The organism is Clostridiales bacterium FE2011 (assembly GCA_017569305.1).
Taxonomy (GTDB): Bacteria; Bacillota; Clostridia; order Christensenellales; family Aristaeellaceae; genus Aristaeella.
Genome location: CP069418.1, coordinates 2067964 through 2088959 on the forward strand (window position 1 = coordinate 2067964; position 20996 = coordinate 2088959).

The 20996-nt window shown below is 55.4% G+C and carries 20 protein-coding genes; 8 read left to right on the top strand and 12 right to left on the bottom strand.

The window, feature by feature from the left end; all coding sequences use genetic code 11:
- Positions 1-62: 62 nt before the first annotated feature.
- The 6 genes from JRC49_09335 to JRC49_09360 are packed head-to-tail and all read right to left on the bottom strand — an operon-like array spanning position 63 to position 4951.
- On the bottom strand, positions 63-713 hold the full coding sequence (locus JRC49_09335) for a GNAT family N-acetyltransferase (protein ID QTE70010.1): 651 nt from the start codon (positions 711-713) through the stop codon (positions 63-65).
- A gap of 11 nt (positions 714-724) precedes the next feature.
- Positions 725-1846, bottom strand: a complete 1122-nt coding sequence (locus JRC49_09340; GenBank protein QTE70011.1) for a nucleotidyltransferase family protein — start codon at positions 1844-1846, stop codon at positions 725-727.
- Positions 1843-3510 carry an ABC transporter ATP-binding protein gene (locus JRC49_09345; protein QTE70012.1) on the bottom strand — a complete coding sequence of 556 codons (1668 nt, stop codon included), beginning with the start codon at positions 3508-3510 and terminating at the stop codon, positions 1843-1845. Before JRC49_09345 ends, JRC49_09340 begins: the two co-directional genes overlap by 4 nt.
- Positions 3503-3943 carry a S24/S26 family peptidase gene (locus tag JRC49_09350; GenBank protein ID QTE70013.1) on the bottom strand — a complete coding sequence of 147 codons (441 nt, stop codon included), beginning with the start codon at positions 3941-3943 and terminating at the stop codon, positions 3503-3505. The genes JRC49_09345 and JRC49_09350 overlap by 8 nt, the downstream gene beginning before the upstream one ends.
- Positions 3944-3947: 4 nt before the next feature.
- Complete coding sequence (locus tag JRC49_09355) at positions 3948-4208, bottom strand: PqqD family protein (GenBank protein ID QTE70014.1); 261 nt, start codon at positions 4206-4208, stop codon at positions 3948-3950.
- Complete coding sequence (locus JRC49_09360) at positions 4205-4951, bottom strand: hypothetical protein (GenBank protein QTE72856.1); 747 nt, start codon at positions 4949-4951, stop codon at positions 4205-4207. Before JRC49_09360 ends, JRC49_09355 begins: the two co-directional genes overlap by 4 nt.
- Before the next feature lie 905 nt (positions 4952-5856).
- Here JRC49_09360 and JRC49_09365 point away from each other — a divergent pair.
- Entirely contained in the window at positions 5857-6078 is a 222-nt protein-coding gene (locus JRC49_09365) for a hypothetical protein (GenBank protein ID QTE70015.1), read from the top strand.
- A gap of 309 nt (positions 6079-6387) precedes the next feature.
- Here the strand turns inward: JRC49_09365 and JRC49_09370 are convergent, their stop codons facing one another.
- From JRC49_09370 to JRC49_09380, 3 genes are all read right to left on the bottom strand, one after another.
- Complete coding sequence (locus JRC49_09370) at positions 6388-8118, bottom strand: ABC transporter ATP-binding protein (GenBank protein QTE70016.1); 1731 nt, start codon at positions 8116-8118, stop codon at positions 6388-6390.
- A gap of 122 nt (positions 8119-8240) precedes the next feature.
- The gene (locus tag JRC49_09375) at positions 8241-9590 is read right to left on the bottom strand and encodes an MATE family efflux transporter (GenBank protein QTE70017.1); all 1350 of its coding nucleotides are present in this window, start codon (positions 9588-9590) and stop codon (positions 8241-8243) included.
- Positions 9591-9751: 161 nt separating this feature from the next.
- Positions 9752-10984 (bottom strand): endo-1,4-beta-xylanase, encoded by a 1233-nt coding sequence (locus JRC49_09380; protein ID QTE70018.1) that lies wholly within the window; start codon positions 10982-10984, stop codon positions 9752-9754.
- A 323-nt stretch (positions 10985-11307) separates the two neighbouring features.
- Here JRC49_09380 and JRC49_09385 point away from each other — a divergent pair, with 323 nt between their 5' ends.
- Together JRC49_09385 and JRC49_09390 are read left to right on the top strand one after the other, a co-directional pair.
- Positions 11308-12168 carry a helix-turn-helix transcriptional regulator gene (locus JRC49_09385; protein ID QTE70019.1) on the top strand — a complete coding sequence of 287 codons (861 nt, stop codon included), beginning with the start codon at positions 11308-11310 and terminating at the stop codon, positions 12166-12168.
- Between the two features lie 171 nt (positions 12169-12339).
- Positions 12340-12813 carry an NUDIX domain-containing protein gene (locus JRC49_09390; GenBank protein ID QTE70020.1) on the top strand — a complete coding sequence of 158 codons (474 nt, stop codon included), beginning with the start codon at positions 12340-12342 and terminating at the stop codon, positions 12811-12813.
- A gap of 154 nt (positions 12814-12967) precedes the next feature.
- Here JRC49_09390 and JRC49_09395 read toward each other — a convergent pair whose 3' ends face one another.
- Genes JRC49_09395 through JRC49_09405 form a run of 3 tightly spaced genes read right to left on the bottom strand, consistent with a single transcriptional unit; the run spans position 12968 to position 17432 of the window.
- The gene (locus JRC49_09395; GenBank protein ID QTE70021.1) at positions 12968-14023 is read right to left on the bottom strand and encodes a substrate-binding domain-containing protein; all 1056 of its coding nucleotides are present in this window, start codon (positions 14021-14023) and stop codon (positions 12968-12970) included.
- A 5-nt stretch (positions 14024-14028) separates the two neighbouring features.
- Positions 14029-15639, bottom strand: a complete 1611-nt coding sequence (locus JRC49_09400) for a leucine-rich repeat domain-containing protein (protein ID QTE70022.1) — start codon at positions 15637-15639, stop codon at positions 14029-14031.
- 47 nt (positions 15640-15686) lie between these two features.
- Positions 15687-17432, bottom strand: a complete 1746-nt coding sequence (locus tag JRC49_09405) for a leucine-rich repeat domain-containing protein (protein QTE70023.1) — start codon at positions 17430-17432, stop codon at positions 15687-15689.
- 265 nt (positions 17433-17697) lie between these two features.
- On the opposite strand from JRC49_09405, the gene JRC49_09410 reads away from it, so the two are divergent.
- The 5 genes from JRC49_09410 to JRC49_09430 all read left to right on the top strand — a co-directional run bounded on the left by JRC49_09410 (position 17698) and on the right by JRC49_09430 (position 20982).
- Complete coding sequence (locus JRC49_09410; GenBank protein ID QTE72857.1) at positions 17698-18138, top strand: DUF523 domain-containing protein; 441 nt, start codon at positions 17698-17700, stop codon at positions 18136-18138.
- Positions 18116-18871 (top strand): hypothetical protein, encoded by a 756-nt coding sequence (locus JRC49_09415; protein ID QTE70024.1) that lies wholly within the window; start codon positions 18116-18118, stop codon positions 18869-18871. The genes JRC49_09410 and JRC49_09415 overlap by 23 nt, the downstream gene beginning before the upstream one ends.
- Positions 18868-19257, top strand: a complete 390-nt coding sequence (locus JRC49_09420) for an MmcQ/YjbR family DNA-binding protein (GenBank protein ID QTE70025.1) — start codon at positions 18868-18870, stop codon at positions 19255-19257. The genes JRC49_09415 and JRC49_09420 overlap by 4 nt, the downstream gene beginning before the upstream one ends.
- A 112-nt stretch (positions 19258-19369) precedes the next feature.
- The gene (locus JRC49_09425) at positions 19370-19831 is read left to right on the top strand and encodes an RNA polymerase sigma factor (GenBank protein ID QTE70026.1); all 462 of its coding nucleotides are present in this window, start codon (positions 19370-19372) and stop codon (positions 19829-19831) included.
- The gene (locus JRC49_09430) at positions 19828-20982 is read left to right on the top strand and encodes a hypothetical protein (protein ID QTE70027.1); all 1155 of its coding nucleotides are present in this window, start codon (positions 19828-19830) and stop codon (positions 20980-20982) included. The genes JRC49_09425 and JRC49_09430 overlap by 4 nt, the downstream gene beginning before the upstream one ends.
- Positions 20983-20996 lie beyond the last annotated feature (14 nt).

Below are 20996 nucleotides of genomic sequence, written 5' to 3' on the forward strand. Positions count from 1 at the left end.
AAAACACCGTATCACGGATAGACTTTTCTGGATTTTAACAAGAATGGGGCAAAATTACAACATTATTGCGCGACAACGCCGTCAGACCGGTGCCTTGTCGGATGCGGACTGTACTCGTAGATGGTCATGCACTTTCCTTCGGGCATGGTGACCATTCCGGTGGGCACAAAGCCGCGCCTCATATAAAAGAGATTGACCCGGTCGTTATCATCGGAGGCGGTGGTTAAACTGACGCAGTCGTAGGTGTTGTAGTCCGGCATGGCCTTGACGCGTTCCAGCATTTCCGTTCCGGTGCCGTTTCCCCGCATGTCCGGATACAGGCAGAAGGAACCCAGCTCGATATATTTACGTGTACGGACCCTTGTCTTTTCCTTTCGGCAGGATTCATGCAATCGCTTTACATTTTGATACAGGGAAGGCTTGCGCAGGAGCAGGGAAAACGCGCTGCACAGGAACAGGAAAGGCCTGTTGTTGATGACGTTGACCGGCACCTGCGAGGTGCTGTCCATATAGGACAGCAGCCCGACAAGCTTGCCATTCTCCTCGGCGATGACGATACCGGCACTTGGGTTTTCCAGGTATTCCCGGTAAATGGCCTTCATGAAAGGCAGCCCCAGCATGGAAAGAAAGTAATCCGGAAAGGAGTCCCGGTGCAGCCGTGCCATTTCCCCGATCAGTTTCCGGTCTCCCGGATTGATTTCCCTGATAATCATCGTTTTTTCCCTCACATCGTTTTTTTCAGCGCCTTCAGGTCAGCCATGGTAACGCCCCTGCGGGTTGTCAGTCCCTTGATGATCCGGTAAACATACAGGAAAGGCAGCAGGATTTTATGCCGGTAGACTAACGGATAGGCATATTTGATTTTATCCATGGGCATAAACAGGCGGGAGAGGAAGAAGCGGAGCTTTCCACTGAGTCCGCCGCCGAAGGAATGGACTTCGTTCACGATCTTCTGTTCATATGAACCGTAGGTGCCGCAGGAGGCATAATAGGCAAGCATCTCCTGTTCCGCCTCTGTCAGCGCCTCTCCGCTGAACAGCCGGAGAGCCAGCTCCCGGCTCTTCTTTTCATATTCAGCGGTTCCCATTTTTTCCGCTTCCGCCGCCACATAGTCCATATCCAGTTTGTCCCCGTAATGCTTCAGGAACACGTATGTGTCCAGCAGGGAACGGATTCCGGTGCCGCCGTGTTGATAGTGCTTGTATTCATGGGCGGTCAGGTACAGGTAAAGGTCGTCTGTTGAGAAGTGCCGTCCGAAAGAACCATCTTCGTCCGGGATCAGGCGCTTATCCATTTCCCTGTAATACAGGTGGCAGGGTTCGCTGTCCAGGCCGCTGAACAGCATCCGGTGGATTTCAAAATTGCTGACAGGCGGTTTTGTATACTCGTCATGGTGGCCTTTTCCGGCCTCTTTCACTTCAAACCCCAGTTCCTGCATAATCCGGCCGACGTCCTGCGCCCGGGTGGCGTCCACCAGGATATCGTTGTCCGCCATTTCGCGCATGCCATAGCGGGGATACAGATCCTTGAGGATGGCGCCCTTCAGCGGCATATACCAGATGCCTGCTTCCTCCAGCTTCCGGGTCAGCTCCGCCCGGTCCGCGTCCAGCAGGGCGTTTTTCCGCATGGCCTTGGCAACGGCCTGCACAAAAGCCCCGTTCCGGATGCCGGCGGATTCCAGCGCCATGCCGGCGGCCGCCGCCAGCTTATGATTCTGCGCGGCTTCATATACGAGGGATAGATCCATTCCGTCTGTCCGGCTTTTTTCCGGGATCTGCCCGTTCACCGCGCAGGCGGCAAGGTAAACCAGGTCGTCAGCCACCATTTTCTTTTCCTCCGGCGTCATGCTTCGCATCCTCCTTCTTCGGTAAACCGCAGCACCCGGTCGCAGATGGCCAGCGCCGCCGGCCGGTGCGTCACGATGATTACGGTCCTGTCTGTCAGGCCGCGCAGGTTCTTCAGCAGCTGTTCTTCCGTTTCTGCGTCCAGGGCGCTGGTGGATTCATCCAGCAGCAGCACCGGCCGCTCGGAGAAGATGGCCCTCGCAATGGCCAGCCGCTGCGTCTGGCCTTCGGACAGGCCTGCGCCGCGTTCGCCCAGCTCCGTATCCGCGCCCTGCTCCAGCCCGGAAACGAATTCCTCTGCGCAGGCGGTTTGCAGCGCCCGCCCCAGGCGTTCTTCATCCCCGGCATGCGCCGGATCCGCGAAGGAGACAATGTCCCGGATGGTTCCGTGCAGCAGGGCGTTTCCCTGGGGCACATAGGCAAATAGCCCGCGCCAGGCTGCGGTCAGCGGCTGTCCGTCCACGGTGATTTCCCCGCTGTCCGGCGGGTACATACCCAGCAGCAGCTTCAGCACGGTGGATTTCCCGCAGCCGCTGTGCCCGCAGAAGGCGACAGTTTCGCCCTTCCGGATTTCCAGGCTGAGGTCCTTCAGGATCTCCTGCCGGTCTTCTCCGGCATAGGTGAAACAGACGTCCCGGAGGCGGAGGGCCTGGAAACGGCTGTCATAAAAGTCCCGGATCTGTGCGGGCGTCATTCTCTCTTCCGTCTGTTCATCTTCCAGTTGCTCCGCCTCCATCAGGCGTTCGGCGCTGGCCAGCATGGCAAACCAACGCGGCAGGTATCCGCTGATGCTGGTAATGGGGCCCTGGATCTGGGCGATCAGCTGCATCACGGCGGTCAGCGTGCCGTAGGAAATGGAGCCGGACATTATGCCCCGGGCGCAGTAGATGATGCCGTAAACGTACATCGCATTGATCGCCACGGCCACGCCGGAGGTGCCCAGGTTAGCCAGGTTGTTTTTCCGCATCCGGTCCCGCAGGTGGGTGTGCATCCGGTTTGCGGCTTCCTGTTCCGCGTGTTCTTCCGCCGCGTAGGATTTGACGATCATCAGGTTTCCGATGCATTCCTGCAGGAAAATCCGCAGTTTCCCGTCCGATTCCTGCATCCGCGTGTGCAGGCGTTTGAGCACTCCCCGCAGCAAAACGGACAGTGCGATCATCCCCGCGCCGCCGGGCAGCAGGATCGCGGCAAAATGGCGGTCCAGCACAATCAGCATCGTGACGGCAGCAACAAGCCGGACCCCCATGCCGGAGAGGCCCGGAATCAGTTCTGTATAGTTTTCCGCAACAATGCGCGTATCGTTTGTCAGCCGGTTCATCCATTCCCCGGAGTGAACGGCGCTTACGGCCGCGTACTCTTTCCGCAGGATGGCCGCGGTCAGCCGCTGCTTGAACAGGTTTTCAAGCTGCGCTTTGGAAAGCTCTGTCAGCCACCGGTTGACCATGTGCAGCAGGAGGGAGCCCGCCGTCAGGATCAAGAGAAGCAGCGCGTAATACCGGAACGACTCCTGGTCCCGGCTGACGGCGCTGTTGATCACATTCCGCAACAGCAGCGCGAAACCGACGTTGAGGAATCCGGTCAGAACCTGTACCGCCGTCAGCGCCGCGACGTATCCTTTTTTCCGCCCCGGCGTCCGCCAGAGCCAGGCAACGGTATGATTATGCATGGACGATCCTCCCGGTGATCCTCCGGATTTTGCTCCCGCAGCGTTTCATGAAGATCCGGAGGCTGCCTGCGTGCAGCATCAGGAAGGTATACAACCGGCAGGGAAGTTCTTTCGTGCTGTGGGCTTTTCCTTTCCGCACGTAGCCCGTCATCACGCCGAGGATATCTTCGTCCCGGATGCCGTATTCCCGCGCGATGCAGTTGTCCCCCAGGATAACGTAATCCTCGTTCCGGACCTGCATGACCCGGTGCAGCACATAGTGGCTCGGAGGTCTGCGGTACAGCACCACATCCCCGGGCCGGCACCGCTCCCCGGGCTCTTTCCGGCGCACGGTAAACAGATCCCGGCCTTCCCGCAGCAGCGGCAGCATGCTCACGCCTGTCATCCGGTAGGTCAGGCTGTCGTGCTCCGCCAGGTATGATTCATAATCCATTTTCTTATTCAGCCAGCGCGCCGACGTCCCGCAGGTTCTGCAGCGCGGTCCGGACGTCCCGGGCCAGCACTTCTTCCGGCACATCAAATCGCGCCTTCATCGCGGCGATGATTTCCGCCTCTGTGGTTTCCTTTTCCAGCAGGTTCAGGATGATGCCCAGGGTCTTGTTGCCCCTCACCAGACCGGCAAACCCGGCCCGTCCGGTAGGGACCAGCATGGCCTCCTGGTCGGTCGTGTGGCACAGGAATTCTTTTTTCAGTTTCATTGCCGGGTGGCCTCCTTCATGATGTTGTAGGACAGTTCCGCCGCTTCCGGATCCATATTGCATCCCAGCCGGTACAGGGAAACGGTCCGGCTCAACCGGTCCACCAGGGACAGGGTCTTTGCCAGTGCTGCCGGATCCAGGGGACGGTAGCTTTGCTGAATCAGCATGGGGAACGCTTCCTCGCGGGTTATGGCGCGGATCGTGTTCTGCTTCGCGCGCTCGAGGATGCAGACGGCCTTCAGCGGAACCGAGATGTTTGTGCCCAGGCGGTGCTTTCCGTTCCAGGGCGTGCCGTAAACAACCGCGCCGTCTTCGGTAAGGCGGATCAGGGGCTTGTCGTCGTTCACCATCACGGCGCGGTCCCCCAGCATCTCCCGCCACAGGCGGGTGTGGGTGCTTTTGCCGGTTCCGCTTCTGGCGGTAAACAGGTAAGCGGCGCCGTCCACCGCAACGGCGGAGCCGTGAAACAGGAATGTATCCCGGAAGGGCATCTGTTCCGCGATCCTCCGGTAAACCGCCAGCAGTTCCAGCTCTTTATTCCGGATCTCTTCGGACTGCACTGGGATCACCTCGCCGATCTGTTCGGAGCGTTCCCGCTCAAAAACCAGGTCTGCCGGAGTTGTTTCCACATAAAAAACGGGCGCTCCCACTGCCCGGTAATCCCGGCAGTAATCATGTACAGCGGAATACAGGGAACTGATTCCGATCATCTGATCTCCGATCAGGTAGGTTCCTGTCATGATGGAGGGGCTCCTTTCGCATTAACGGTCGCGCGGAACAGGGTGATTTTCTATTATAAACAGCAGACATGCCGGGGATGGGTCAGAAAGGCTGTACGGGCAAACCGTGCAGCCGGGGATGCTACTTACTTAGTGGGCCATTGCTGGCTCTCGCAAATAACATCTTCCGCTTCAAAGCGGATCACTTCCATTTCCAGAGCTTCATACTTTTCCATGATTGTGTCCTCCTTTCTGCATGATAGATTGTACGGCACTTGTCGTACAGTCTGTGATGTCACTTCTGCGGGAGACCGCTGCTTGTGCAAATGACATCTTCCGCTTCAAAGCGGATCACTTCCATTTCCAGAGCTTCATACTTTTCCATGATTGTGTCCTCCTTTCCGCTTTAGTTTGTATATTTTTTGCCAATATACGCTATTGGAAGAATCTTATTGTAAACAGCAGACATGCCGGGATTGTTCGGGAAAGACTGCGCGGCGTTTGTCGCGCAGTCTGCAATGCCATTATGCTGCCCAAAAGCTTTCGCAAATGACATCTTCCGCTTCAAAGCGGACCACTTCCATTTCAAGAGTTTCATACTTTTCCATGATTGTGTCCTCCTTTTCGCATTAGTCTGTACATTTTCGTTGCCGTTTACCATTATTGCCACCGGATGTAAACATGTCAATACAAATACGGTTCTTTACGTGTATACTGGATACATACAAAAAACAGTCAGAACGCCATGTAACCCTACTGCTTTCCCAACAAAAAAATTACAAAAATTTTAAGAAAGATGTAAAAACTCAGAAAATGGGGCAAAATTGCAACATTTATTACGCTATGATGTACATGAACCGAGGGAAACAGAAAAAAAGAAAGGACAGGTGGCAGTCATGGAATACAGGATCACAGGAAGAACCGGAAATATGAGGAGCGTGCTGAATATGGCGGAGCGGAAGATCGCGAACGTCCGGGAGAAGATCAGTGACTTCCGGAAGGAGTGGAAGCAGGAGCAGGATCTGTGGAATCCCTACGGCGGGAGCTACTGCGGCAAGGAGACTGCCGGCCCCAGCGAGGAGGCCATCATGGCCTGCGCCAAGGCGGACCTGGAGTTCGAAATCGCGACCATGTTCTGGGAAATAGTGTAAAAAGTCCCAAAGGGAGTTTTTACAAATTCAGAATTATTTCGACCGCGGAGCGCAGAAACGGAACGTGACAGCAGGGACAGACCAACTGTCACGTTCCGCCTAGCGGCGGTGGCCACTTGATGCAGCATCAAAAAACAGCATGTTGATTGTCCAACATGCTGCATAGGTTGAAGTTTATATCATTCTGCATTGTTAATTGTTGAGGAGGCATCCGTGCTTCAGCACGGCGAATGCCTCCCATGCTACAGCCGTCAAAGGCGCGAAGCGGCTTTGTTAACGGCGATCGCAATATTGCCGCGTGAATAACATTCAGTTTGCCTGAATGTTATTCATCCGGCTGTAGCTTCCGCCCAGCTTCACCAGCTCGTCGTGTGTGCCGCGTTCCGTAATCCGTCCTTCCTCAATCACGAGGATCTGGTCGGCGTTGCGGATGGTGGACAGGCGGTGGGCGATGGCGATGATGGTCCGGGTTCCGGCGACGCCGGCGATGGCCTGCTGGATCTGCTGCTCCGTCTCCACGTCCACGGAGGCGGTGGCTTCATCCAGGATGATTACCGGGGACTTCCGCAGGATAGCCCGGGCAATGGCGACCCGCTGCTTCTGGCCGCCGGAGAGGCGCAGGCCCCGCTCACCCACAAGGGTCTTGTATCCGTCCGGCATGGCCATGATATCGTCATGGATCTTTGCGGCTTTTGCCGCGTCCTCAATCTCCTCCATGGAGGCGTCCGGCACAGCGTAGCCGATGTTCTCCGCGATGGTGCCGTTGAAGAGGAAGGTATCCTGGAGCACCGGGGAGATATTCTGCCGGAGGCTGTCCAGGGTCACGTGCCGGATGTCCTGCCCGTCCAGCAGGATCCGGCCGGCCGTGGGCTCGTAGAAGCGGGAAATCAGCTGGGTGAGGGTGGTTTTGCCCACGCCCGTGGGGCCCACCAGCGCCAGCATCTGGCCCGGTTTGCAGACAAAGGAAACGTCCTTCAGCACGGGAATGCTTTCCCCGTAGGAGAAGCTGACGTGGTCGAAGGTGATTTCGCCCTTCACGTCCTTCAGGGTGCCGGCGTCCGGCAGGTCCTGGATCTCCGTGGGCGCGTCCAGCACGGCCAGCACGCGCTCCGCTCCGGCCATGGACTGCTGCATGTTCTCCAGCAGGTTGGCCAGGCCGGTGACCGGCCCGTAGAACAGGCCCAGGTACAGCAGGAAGGCCACGATGTCCGCCACGCTCAGGCCTTCCTTATAAGCCAGGTAGCCGCCGAAGCCCACCACCAGGATGGTGCCGATGGAGGAAAGGAACTCCACGGAGGGATGGAAGATGCCGCTGAGCTTCAGCGCCTGCAGCATCGCCCGGATATGTTCAAAGTTATGCTCGTTAACCTGTTCTGTTTCATATTCTTCCCGGCCGAAGGACTGGATCTCATGAATGCCGGAGAGGTTGTCCTGGAGTTTGCCGTTCAGTTCGCCCATTTTCTTCTGGGAAATCCGGAAGAAGGGGCGGACTTTTTTGGAGAAAATGATACCGGAAAGGAAGATGAGGGGAATGGGCGCGCAGGTGATCAGCGCCAGTTTCCAGTTGATGGTCAGCAGCACGATGAGCACGCCGGTGAAGGTAACCAGGTTGGTGATGGATTCCGGGATCATGTGGGCGTAGAGCAGCTCAAAGTCCCGGGTATCGTTGACGATCCGGCTCATCAGGTCGCCGGTCTGCTTGTCATGGAAATAACCCAGGTGCATATGCTCCAGCTTGTCATAGGTCCGGGTGCGCAGGTCGCCCACCAGGTACCAGGCGGCCTTATGGGCCAGGTAGTTGCTGAGGAAGCGGAAAAGGATCCGCAGCAGGTACAGGGCTACCAGCGCCGCGGTCATCAGGCCGATGGTATGCAGTCCTTCCTCTGTCAGGCCTTTTTCCACCAGTCCTGTCATGGCGGAAAGCAGCTTCGGCGCGGTCAGGTTGACTGCCGTCAGGGCCAGGGTGGACAGAATCGCGACAATATACAGCGTCCTGTATCGGATGGCTTCACGACTGAGCCGCCACAAGGTCTTGATCATCTTTTACCTCCGGTAAAATCAATTCATAATTCATAATTCATAATTAAATAATTCCCATATGCCATGAATAAATCCATACAAGGGCTGTCATCCAATAATTCTGAATTCTGAATTCTTAATTCTTAATTCTGAATTGTTGTGTCCTTCTTCTCCAGCTTTTTTCTCCAGGCTACGTACCGCATTATACAGGAGATGCCCGCCAGCATCCAGGTCACGCCCGCGGTGATCCAGATGGACCAGACGCCGGCGGTGGTCAGGTGGAGGAGCAGCAGGGGCAGGCCGACGCGGCCCGCGATTTCCACGATGCCGTTGATGAAGGAGAAGATGGCGTCGCCCACGCCGTTCAGCACGCCCCGGGCGACGTAGATGATGCCCAGGAAGGCGTAGAAGCAGCTGGTAATCCGCAGGGCTTTCTGCCCCAGGGCAATCACGTCCGTTTCCTTGACGAACATGCCGACCAGGGAGCCGCCCCACAATTGCATAACCACCAGCATGAGGCCTGCCACGGCGAGCATGGCCAGCAGGCTGTCCCGGAAGCCTTCACGGATCCGTTTGTTCTTGCCGGCGCCCATGTTCTGGCTGGTATAGGTGGACAGCGCCATGCTCATGGAGCCGAAGGGCTGCTGCACCAGCTGCTCCAGGCGGTTGGTGGCGGTATAGGCGGCCATGGCGGTGGGGCCGAAGGTGTTGACTACGGATTGCAGCGCCGTGGTGGAGATGGCGATGAGGCTCCACTGCAGCGCCAGGGGCAGGCCGAGGTGGATTGCCTGCTTCGAGATGGCCTTGTCAAAGGCCAGGGAAGACTTGTTCATGCGGAAGTAGGGGTTTCTGCGGAAGGCGTAGAGCAGGGATCCGGAACCGGCCAGCAGCTGGGACAGCATGGTGGCAAACGCGGCGCCGAATACGCCCATGCCGAAGGCACCCACGAAAAGCAGGTCCAGGCCGACGTTGAGCAGGCAGGAGAAGACCAGGAAATACAGGGGGGTACGGGAATCTCCCAGGGCCCGCTGCATAGAGGATGCGTAGTTGTAGATGGCAATGAGCGGCACGGAAGCGGAGGTCATCCGCATGTAGGTGATGGCGTCCGGCAGGATTTCCGCGGGGGTGCCCATCCAGGTCAGCACGGTGGGGACCATGATGAAGGCCAGCGTACCGGTGAGCAGGGAAGTCAGCAGGGTGATGTAGGCCGAGTTGGCGATGGCCTTGCAGACCATCTTGTCTTCCCGGGCACCGAAGAACTTGGCCGTGACGATACCGCAGCCGCCGCTGATGCCGTTGAAGATGGAGAAAAACAGGAAGGAGATGGAACCGGTGGCTCCGACAGCCGCCAGGGCGTCCGCACCCAGCAGCTGGCCCACGATCATGGAGTCCGCCAGGTTATAGGCCTGCTGGAACAGGTTGCCGATGAGCAGCGGCAGCGCAAAAACAGAAAGCAGCGCCAGGGGCTTGCCTTCTGTCATATTCATGGTCATTTGCCGCCTTCCACGGCCAGTGATGTGGAACATAGGAAAACTCCTTTGGAGTTTTTAATGAATATTGAAAACTTAAAACTTAAAACTGAAAAATGATATAGTGTGACGAATACATCCGTGTTCCTTTGAAAGTTAAACCTTGGTAAATCAACAAATCATAATTATGAATTATGAATTATGAATTGTGAATTGGTGTTTTTCCCGTCCAGCGTGAGCTTTGCGCTGCCCTTGTCAGTCTTCAGCTCGTAGTCGCCTTTAAACCCTGTGAGGGTCACGAAGCCGTTTTCGTCTGTCACCAGGTTTTCGTGGGTTTCCCAGTCACCGTGGATGAGACCCATCAGGGCATGATAGGAGGGCTTTTCGGTATTGTCCTCATGCACAAAGCCGGAGGGTGCTTTCAGCCAGCAGCCGTCGTTGAAGTCCCAGGTGGTGATGGCTTCCACCAGCGGATGGGAGAAGAGGACGGGATACATTTCGCTGATCTCACGGGCCTGGCGCTCTTCGCCGGCGGGCGTGCTGGGCCACTCGTCCACCTGCCAGTCGTTCAGGTCCACGATGTGGGCAGGCATGATTTCGCCGGAGATCAGGGTGTTTTCCGTAAAGTGGATCGGGAGACCGAAGCGGGAGAACCGCTCCAGCACGGTGTTCAGCTTTTCCAACCCCCAGTAGCCCTGGTGCTGGTGGCTCTGGATACCGATGGCGCTGATCGGCACATCCGCTTCCAGCAGGTCTTCAATCAGCTGGGCATAGGCTTCGCTGGTGTTGAAGTCGTTGATCAGCAGCACCGCGTCCGGATCGGTTTCCTTGGCGGCGGTGAAAACCTCCCTCACCAGGCCGACCCGGCCCTTTTCAGCGCAGATGCGGGTGATGGCGTTGTCATACCGGTCAAACACGGGCATGATCACCACTTCGTTGATCACATCCCAGAGGTTGATGACGCCCTTGTAGGCGCTCACGTCCCGGCGGATGCGCTCCAGCTGGCGGCGGAGGATTTCTTCATTGGAGTATTTCAGGAGCCAGGGTGCGCAGGCGGTGTGCCAGCACAGGGGATGTCCCTTGACCTGGACGCTGTTGTCCCGCAGCCACCTGGCGGCGGCAATGGTTTCCGGATAGGCGGTCTTGCCTTCTTCCGGCTCGTACCGTCCCCAGTAGAAAGGCAGGGTGCCGTAGTTGAAAAGCTTCAGCCACTTGTCCATTCGCTGGCTCAGGAAAGCCTGCTGCTTTTCATCCTGGGATTTCATCAGGGCAACGGCGTCAAAGGCGCCGCAGCCGAACAGAAACTGGTGGGATACCTGATCAGCACGGACCTGCTGACGGGCCGCGGGGGTTCCGTCCGGGTTGAGAAGCTGGATACGGGCGGCCGCACGGCGGTGGGCAAACTGATTCTGATTCATGGCGATCCCTCCGGTTTTAAGGGAAGACTGATTAAATGAGTCCGTCAGATGCCAGATGGATTTTTTGTCGGGATCCAGCGCAGATTTCGAAGGTTTAGTGGCGCTAAATCGAGAAAGCTGTGCGCAGATAACGGCAAAAAAGGCGCTGGCAAATGGGCGGGGGAATTAATCAGGGTCTCCCTAATTTCGATTGTATTGTAAAGCCGGGGTCCGGGAAAAAACTGCCCATTTTTTGACCTGCGGCTTCTTACTTTTTGTACAGCCTTCCGCCTTGACTTCCGGCTTGTCCGGCGGTTTAATGGAGGGGAACGGAGGATAACGCTATGGATTACAGCCAATATGAAAACTACGGGTTTGACCGGGTGAGCGCCTTTAACCTCTCCACGGGTTATGAAAAGCGGAGCTACCAGGCGCACTGGCATTCCTATGGCGAAATCCTGCTGGTGGGTCCCGGGAAGACGAACGTCTTCCGGGTGAACCAGAGCACCTATGAACTGGTGGAAGGCGATTTCCTGCTCATGTGGCCCATGGAGGTGCATGAGATCATCGACGCGGACCGGAAGGAATCGCTGGTGATCCAGTTCAGCAATAACTTCATGAATTCCCTGTTTGACCTGCAGCGGATCATGCATTTCTACCGGAATCTGCACGTGCTGTGCATCAATGCCCATCCGGAACTGGTGGGCAAGCTGCGGGTGATCGCGGACAAAATGAAGGAGATCTGGTTTGAGGCGAGCCCGGACCGGGAGCTCCGCTGCTGCATGCTGCTGATGGAGTTTATGCTGACCCTGGACCGTTACCGGGATGAGTTCGCGCCCGAGCTCCGCGGCGGGGATACCTACAGCTATACCGATACAGTGATGCGCCGGATGATGACGGTCACGGATTATATCAAGAACAACCTGACGGCGGATGACCTGTCCCAGGCCGCGATGGCGGAGATGGCAGGTATCAGCAAGGACTATTTCTCCCGGATCTTCCGCAGCGTGACCGGTACCAATTACAGCCGGTGGCTGAATATGATCCGCATGGAAAAGGCAACGGAGCTCCTGGCGGATGAGGAAATGACCCTGACCGAGGTGGCTATGCGCTCCGGCTTCCAGAGCATCTCCAGCTTCAACCGGGTCTTCCGGGCGGAAAAGGGCATGGCGCCGGGAGAGTACCGTGCGCTTTCTGTAAAGTAGATTTAGCGAATTCATAATTCATAATTCACAATTCATAATTATATTTACTGCGAATCATATCAAAGGGCAGAATCTGATGCCTGGATATATTCATTCCGTAGAATGTTGACAAATAATTCTGAATTCTGAATTCTTAATTCTGAATTGAGAAGCGACTAAAAGGAGCGCCCTATGGATTACATTCACGAACTTCGGAAACTGACCGGTCCCCGGAAACTGATCCTGAACTGCGCAGGCGTGGTGATTGAAAAGGACGGCAAAGTCCTCTTCCAGCGCCGTTCGGATAACGGAAAATGGGGCCTGATCGGCGGACTGGTGGAAATGAACGAGACCTACGCGCAGGCTGCTGTGCGGGAAGCCCGGGAGGAAACCGGACTGGAAGTGAAGCTGACCGGTTTCCTGGGCATCTTCCACAACCATGATATGGTCTGGGCCAACGGGGACGCGGCGCATGTGATTTCCGCCATGTATACCGCGGAAGTGGTCAGCGGTGAACCCAGGATTGACGAGGAATCCTTTGAGCTTCGTTTCTTCGGAAAGGACGAGGTGCCGCCCCTGTTCGCGGAGGATCATATTGCCGGGCTGGAAGCCTACTACAAGGGAATCCGCCTTCCGCTGTTCGAGGAGAACGAGTACAGAAAATAAGACTCCATTGATATATTATTCTGGAGACCTGTAAAAATCAGTGGACGGGGCGAAGACTGAATAACTGGTCAGAAACCATAATATTGTTAAGTTTTAAGTTTTAAGTATTCATTAAAAACAAAGGCGCTGTCCGTAAGGACAGCGCCTTTGCTATTTATATAAATGGGAGTTCCGTTGGTCTCAGCGGTACATATCCTGCCTGGGCGACAGCCATCTGACCCTCATCGCTGACAAGCCAGTTGACAAAGGCTTCGGTCTGGGTATCGCCCTTGCGGTATACGGCGTAGTAATTCACGCTGTACGGGTAAGCGCCGCTCTGCAGGTTTGCCGGCGTGGGTTCAATGCCGTCTACCGCAAGCACCTTGATGCCGGAATTTTCTACCAGGGTGTTCACATAATAGAGGTAGCTGTAGCCAATGGCATTAATGCTGTTTTCATAGTTGCCGATTTGGGCGACAGCTTCCGACATACCGCTTGAAACATAAATAGATTCTGCGTTCTGGATAATCAGTCCCTTCATCACCATTTCTTCCATGGCGGTCTGGCTGCCGCTGCCGTGGGGACGCTGATAGGCGAGGACCGGGCCTTCTTTATCGCTGATCTGTGACCAGGAAAGGATTTCCCCGGTGTAGATCTGCTGGATCTGCCGGGTGGTCAGGGATTCCACTATATTGTTTTCATTTACCATGAAGACGAAGGCATCACAACAGAAAGGAACGTAGACCAGATCTACTCCGGCATCCTCCGCTGCCTTCCGTTCATCCGCGTTGGGATAGGTGGCCAGCACCAAGTCAATCGGATGGGTGTCGTCCATCATGACGCCCCGGCTTTTGATCGTTACCAGTGGATTGGCGCTTCCTTTGGTGAGCCGGTCATAGGCATAGGGAGTGGTGGAGAAGTTGACAAAGCCGTTCATATCTTCTTCCGGCAGGTTCAGCCACTGCCGGGCCAGCTCCATGGCCATAGGTACGCACACCGTGCTGCCGTCTATGCTGGGATAGGTTCCCCAGGAACCGATATACAGGGAGTCGCTGCCTTCCAGCGGCGTGGTTTCGCCCAGGTGGAAAGCATCGCCTTCCGCGAAATGCATCCAGGAATCACTCCTGCTGATGGCCTGGTTAATCTGGCTCCATGAACCGGTGGATCCCTCTGCCAGGGCGAAAAGGGGAAGCAGCGTCAGCGCAAGCAACATACAGATCAGTCTTTTCATGGGGTTCATTCCTCCTCTGTGCCAGGCGTCACGGGAACGATCCTGACAGATTCTTTTTTAATCCAGCCTGTGTCATATCCGGTGGTAACGCAGGCCCAGGTTTTCTGTTCCTCCAGAATCCGCACCTGAGTGCCCATATGCAGATCCGTAATCTTTTCTCCATCCGGAGCATCCAGCAGCGGCAGCTTTTTCAGGTAGTTATTGTCCCAGATGATCCCAAGTGCATCACTGCCTGATCCCGGCAGGGGATCGCGATACAGCTCCACTGCTGACAGCGGGACGTACAGATCCGGGAAAGAGAAATGGGCCCAGGGACCTTCCACTTCCACCTGGTACCAATCCCAGTATGGATCATCCGGTTCAATATTGTATGTAGCGATCAGTTCTTTGGTCGGCTTGATTTCCATTGTAAACAGGGTGTTGGTGACACAGTAATCCAGCAGTTTGATATCCACCCAGCCGATTTCCGCATTTGTTACAGGACGTGCGATCTTGGCCATGAATGAGGCTTCCTGCTCTATATGAACCGGTATGCCGCCGGGTATGGCGGATATGGGGATCACGCTGCTTTCTGTTTCATAAACCGGGATTTTATCCACATCCTTCAGCCAGGCCAAATCCACATCAGCCCACATCCAGCTCTCGGATGATTCTCTGGAGGGTGCTTTTGAGGACGTATCCCAGTTATCTCCGCGGAACAGGCTGTCATCCGGATAATAGACGCACCAGCTGTCATCCTTATCCGCTTCCAAGCCGGCCGGCAGGGAAACCCTTTCCAATGCTAAACAGCAATAAAACGCATCTACGCCGATATGGGTTACAGTCAGGGGTAACGCAATGGACTGCAGACTGGTGCAGCCGGAAAAGGCGTAATCTTCCAATGTTTTCAGGCCGATGGGCAGGGAAACGGTTTTCAGGTAATCGTTGCCGCAGAAAGCATGCTTAGCGATGCACTCCACACCGGCAGGAACGTCGAAGTGTTCATCTTCCTTGCTCTCCGGATACAGGAGGAGGCTTTTTCCGTCTTTGGAGTAGAGAACTCCATCAATTGTTTTATACAGTGGATGATCCTCCGGAACCTCATAGGCGTCGACGTAGCTGTCGTACATGGAATAATAGATTTGCTCGACAGGCACGGCGCATTCGATCCTGAAGGTTTTAAAGCTGCAAAAGACAAAGGCTCCATCGTAGATATGCTCCAGGGATGCCGGAAGAGTCAGTGTATTAAAGTTAAGATGCACGAAGGAATTCTCTCCGATCATCCGGATAGAAGACGGCCATATAATATTGTGGAAATCATCGCGGTCTTCAACTATCCACTCTCCTGAAAAGAATAAATACTGTCCCGGGTTATTATTGAACAAAGCTTCGATTTCCGGATCGTTTTCAATGGATCCGTATTCGTTTTTTTCACCATAATAATTGCCAAGGGTTACAACGCCTTCCATCAGGGTCATTGTATCGCCATCCAGACGACAGTATGTATTACGAGCTTCGTCGTATTCTGTTTCCCAGTCGCTTTCAGCCCGGTCATCTTCTTCCATTACGGCGCAGGTCGGGAGAATCAGGCTGAAGATGATCAGCAGCAGAAGCATCAGGCGGAAAGCTTTTTTCATGTTTATCCCTCCATGTTTTTCAGGGGTTTATGGAAATAACGGCCAGATTATTCGGACTCCGGCGTCGGATTGTCAATGATGTATTTATATCCATGTACCTGGCAGTAGTGCAGGGCTCGGGAATCTTCCGGCACCCTGCAAATAAGCTTGTTACAGCCGTAGAAGGCCTTTTCACCGATGAATGAAACACTTGCCGGGATCACAAGACTGGTCAGCTGTAGGCAGTCGTCAAACGCACGCGCCTCAATGGTTGTGAGATTGTCCGGAAGCTTGATATCCTGAAGGGAAGAGCAATACTCGAACGCTTCCTCCTGAATGACTGTCAAGCTGTCCGGGAGGGTGATGGAGGTAAGATTTGAGCAGAAGCCAAATGCATCTTCTCCGATTTCCGTCAAACCTTCCGGAAGAATGACTTCCTCAAGGTTATCGCAGTTATGGAACACTCCCTTTTCAAGGACCGTGACTCTATCCGGAATTCTGACGGAAGTCAGATCTGTATTATAGAAAGCGTAATCCTCAATTCTTACCACACGGCCTGGGATAGTAAATCCTGTCAGGCTTGTTTCGGCAAAAGCGCTTGATCCGATTTGCATCAGGCTGTCGGGGACGGTGACTGTAGTAAGGTTATTGCACTCTTCAAAAGCGCTGTCTCCGATGATAACCACATGTTCCGGTATGGTGACGGAGGTTAGCCCCAGACAGCTCAGGAAGGCGTTGGTTCCGATGACCGTCAGACTGTCCGGAAGAGAGACGGAAGTAAGTTCACAGGCTGTAAAGGCATTCATACCGATCAGTGTGACGCCTTCGGGGACGATGATGCTGGTGCAGTTTTTTCCGGCGATGCTGTTGTAGTCCAGATCCCCGGAATCGGTCCACAAACCCGCCTTGGAATATACTTCCTCCAGCACGGTTCTGTTCTCAAGACCGATGGCAGTTACGGGATGCCCGTCCAGTTCGGACGGAATTACCAGTTCACCGTTCGCGTCAGCCCGGATAATTGCCGCGGAATCATCCTGCAGCAGGACGTATTGGAAGATGCCGCTCTTCCGGAGGGTTGTATCGGCAACCGTTTCTCCATAGTACAGATCGAAGAGAAGATTCCTGATACCGGACTTGTCAGAAGGGGATACTGCAATAGTACGGGGCAGTTTGCCACAGCCTTCAAAAGCATCTTTAGCAATGTTTGTCAGGCTGTACGGCAGATTGGCATTCTGCAGACTGGTACATCCGGCGAAAGCTTTTTTGCCGATGGTTTCCACGTTATCCGGGATCGTTATATCTGTCAGATGACTGCAAAGCTGAAAGGCAGAGTCCTTTATGGTGGTGATGCTTTCGGGAAGTACGATGGATTCCAGGCCGGTACACCGGTAAAAAGCGGATTTTCCGATGGAAACCACGCTTTCCGGCAGGGAAAAGGCTGTCAGCCTGTCACAGTCCGTAAAGGCACAGGAACCGACGGACGTTACGGTGTCCGGCAGGGTGACGCCCGTGCAGTTCCCGCTGATAACACCGCGGATGACGGTTCCGGAGTTTTCAATCAGGCCGGCGGATTTGTACAGCAGATAGGTATCGGGATGTCCGTCCAGGCCGATGGCTGTCACAGTATGTCCGTCCAGCTTGGCAGGGATAACCAGGTTTCCGTCTGCTTCTGCGGTAAGAATGGCTGCGGAACCATCTTCCAACAGGATATACTGAAAATCGCCGCTCCGCAGGATTTCCGTACCCACGGCAAGGGATGCCCCGGCGAAGGCAAGCAGCAGGAGAATCAGCATAAATGCTGGCAGTTTTTTCATATGAAGACCCCTTTTCTCTCCTTATGCCCCGGAGATGGTATGGTCTGTGATGCTGAACAGGATGACAATTATATAATGAGTTATCTGAACGGATTCTTCCCGTTCGTGGGATGCTGTATCCATCATAACATGAATAAGGCCGCGCATTTGTGAAAAAACTGTAAACAATGTAAAAGGGTAAGAACAATAAAGAAGCTTTTCTGCGAGGCCGGAGGTGGACAAGAAAAGCGGAGGAGGATACAATAAAATATCGGAGGAAATAATGATGAAGATCATGGTCAGCGCCTGCCTGCTGGGCGAAAACTGTAAATATAACGGCGGCAGCAACCGGAATGAAAAGCTGCTGCGCCTGCTGGAGGGACACACAGTGATTCCCGTCTGTCCGGAGGTGCTGGGCGGGCTGCCGGTGCCCCGGCCGTCCGCGGAGATAGTGAACGGAACCGTGATGAACGTGGCAGGGGAGAATGTGGACGCCGCTTTCCGGCTGGGGGCTGAAAAAGGCCTGGAGCTGGCGAAGCGGGAAAAACCGGACCTGATCGTTCTTCAGTCCCGCAGTCCCAGCTGCGGAGTGAAGATGATTTATGACGGCTCCTTCTCCGGCAGGAAGATTCCGGGGCAGGGCCTTTTCGCGGAGGCGGCGGTGAAGGCCGGCTTCAAAGTGCTGGACATTGAGGATATAGCAGATGGAGAAGCACAGTTTTATTGATATTCACAGCCATATTATCTACGGTGCGGACGACGGAGCCCAGAGCATGACGGAAGCCATCCGCATGCTGCAGGCGGACCGGGATCAGGGCGCGGTGGCTGTGTTTGCCACGCCGCACTACGGCCGGGAGAACAATAACTTCCTGCCCGTGGCGGCCGGGGTGCGGGAAAAGTTTGAACTGCTGAAGGAACGGGCGGCGGAGGAAGTGCCGGAGATCCGGCTGTACCTGGGTACGGAGTGGTACTGCGCCTGGACGCTGGCGGAGCGGGTTTTTCGCATGGAAGCCTTCCGGATGAACGGCACGAATTATGTGCTGACAGAGTTCCTGGAGTATACGGGCTGCCATGAGCGGCCGGAGAAATTCCGCACAAACCTGGCCCAGCTGCAGAAGCGGGGACTGAAGCCCATCCTGGCGCACGCGGAGCGCTACCGTGCCCTGCAGGATGACCGGGATCTCGTCCGGGAACTGGCGGACAGCGGCGTCCTGATGCAGGTGAACGCTTTTGATCTGGAGCGGAACATCAACCCGGTCACCCGGGAACAGGCCCAGTGGATGGCCAGGGAGAAGCTGATTTCCTTCATCGGCAGCGACATGCACGGGATGCGGCCCGGTGCCCGCCGGCCGGTGGTGGAGGAAGGCATCCGCTGGCTGTTTGACAACGTGGAGGAAGAATACGCCCTGGACGTGACCATGCGCAACGCGGAGACGCTCCTGAAAGCGGGGACGGTATGACCAGGCAGGAACTGACGGACTACATCTTTGACGCCTTCAGTGTGGAACCGGACTATCCCTTTTCCCGGGATGACGTGACCTGCGTTTTCCGCCACACGGATAACCGCAAATGGTTCGGGATCATGATGAAGATCCCGTACCGGACCCTGGGCATGAACCGGGACGGGGAAACCGATATTGTGAACATCAAGTGCGATCCGGTGCTGATGGGCTCCCTCCGGGGAAAGCCGGGTTTCCGCCCGGCCTACCACATGAACAAGGATAAATGGATCACCATCCTGCTGGACGGTTCCGCGGGGCGGGAGGAGGTTACCGCCCTGGTGGATATGAGTTTCCGCATGACGGAAACCAAACTGCGAAAAGCCGGTCATCATTCTGAATTCTGAGGAAGACAGAGCGCGGCTGCTTTGTCTTCTTATTTTTTTTTGCCCGTGTGTCCGGATTTAGCCTTCCGGACCGTCTAATGTATGTAACGTTACAGAACGAGGAGCTGAAGCTGTGGACAGGGGATTCTTTATCGCGGAGATCGAAGCCTGCACGGACATGATGTACCGGGTAGCCTGGTCGATCCTGCGGAACGATGACGATGTGCAGGACGCATTGCAGGATGCCGCCCTGAAAGCCTGGGAAAAACGGAGCAGGCTGAAGGAAGAGAAATACTTCCGCACCTGGATTATCCGTATATTGATCAACGTGTGTTACGACGCACAGAGAAAGCATCGCAGGAATGTTCCACTGGAAGAGATTCCCGAGGGAACCTACGCTTCCGTTCCGGACCCGGACCTGGCGATCGCGCTGGCGGCTGTACCGGAAAAGCTGCGGCTGCCGCTTGTCCTTTGCTATTCGGAAGGGATGACCTATGAGGAGGCAGCGTCTGCGCTGCGGATCCCGCTGGCCACTCTCCAGGGACGCCTTCGCCGGGGAAAAGAAGCTTTGAGAAAGGAGCTGAAAGCGGAATGAAGCGTGATATGGAAAACCTGAACCTGCGGGATACCTTCAAGGCGACACCGGATAAGTGCCGTGACGCGCTGATGACAGCCGCCTGCTCCGTAAGGGAGGAAGAACCCGTGAGGCGTATTACCGTGAGAGCGGTGCTGATAACGGCATGCATTATCCTGGCGACCATGGCCATTGCCATCGCCGCCACAAAGACCCTGGGCTGGGGAGACTTCTTTGAGATCTTCTACGGCGACACAGACGCGGTAACCAAGGAAGCCCAGGAGATTATGGACAATACGAAACAGCAGACCTTTACCATCGGCCCGGTGGCCTTTACCGTGCAGAGCCTGTTCGCGGATGAGCAGGAGGCCATGGCCTCCACCCTGGTGACTACGGCGGACGGCAGCAAAGCTATTATTGTAATGGACTATTTCTATGAGGATACCCTCAGCAACAATGATGAATTCGGTGAGATGCTGGCGAAACTGTATGGCGTGGATCCGGAGACCACCTGGATTGATGTGGCTAAAAAGCTGAACTGCCCGCTGTACTCTGTCGGCGCGAGACTGCATATGCAGGATCCCTATGATGGCGGCGGCGGAATGTATGACGCCTTATATGATGAAGAAGGCCGCCTCGTATACTTCAGCACGAATGAAATCAGCTATCCGGACAATGAATCTGTCGCCGCGCAGGGAACGCTGGAGCTTCCGGCCCAGCTGTCCCTGTGGGTGGAGGAAGTGGACCTGGAGACAGGGGACACAAAGGATATCGGGGATGACCTGGTGGATGTGAAGGTTCCCATGTCCATCCAGTCGGAACCGGTTGAGTATCAGATTCCGGAGGACTATGTGGTTTTTGGCCTGCACCTGGACAGCGTGAAGGCGGCGAAGACAGCGGCCGGCGTGTACCTTTACCTGGATTTTACCGATCAGGGCCACATGCAATACCGGAAGGATTATATTCGTCCTGTCTGGACGGATGAAGACGGAAATGAGTATCCCGATGGCATCAATATGAGCCACAGCATTGATACGGATCAATCGCCTCAGATCTGTATCACCAGCATGATTTCTGCCGACAGCATCCCGGAACGGATCCGGTTCCAGCTGGCAGATGAGGAAAAAGGCGATGACGGTGTGCCGCCTGTGACGCTTGAACTGAAGAAATAACGGATGGAGAAATA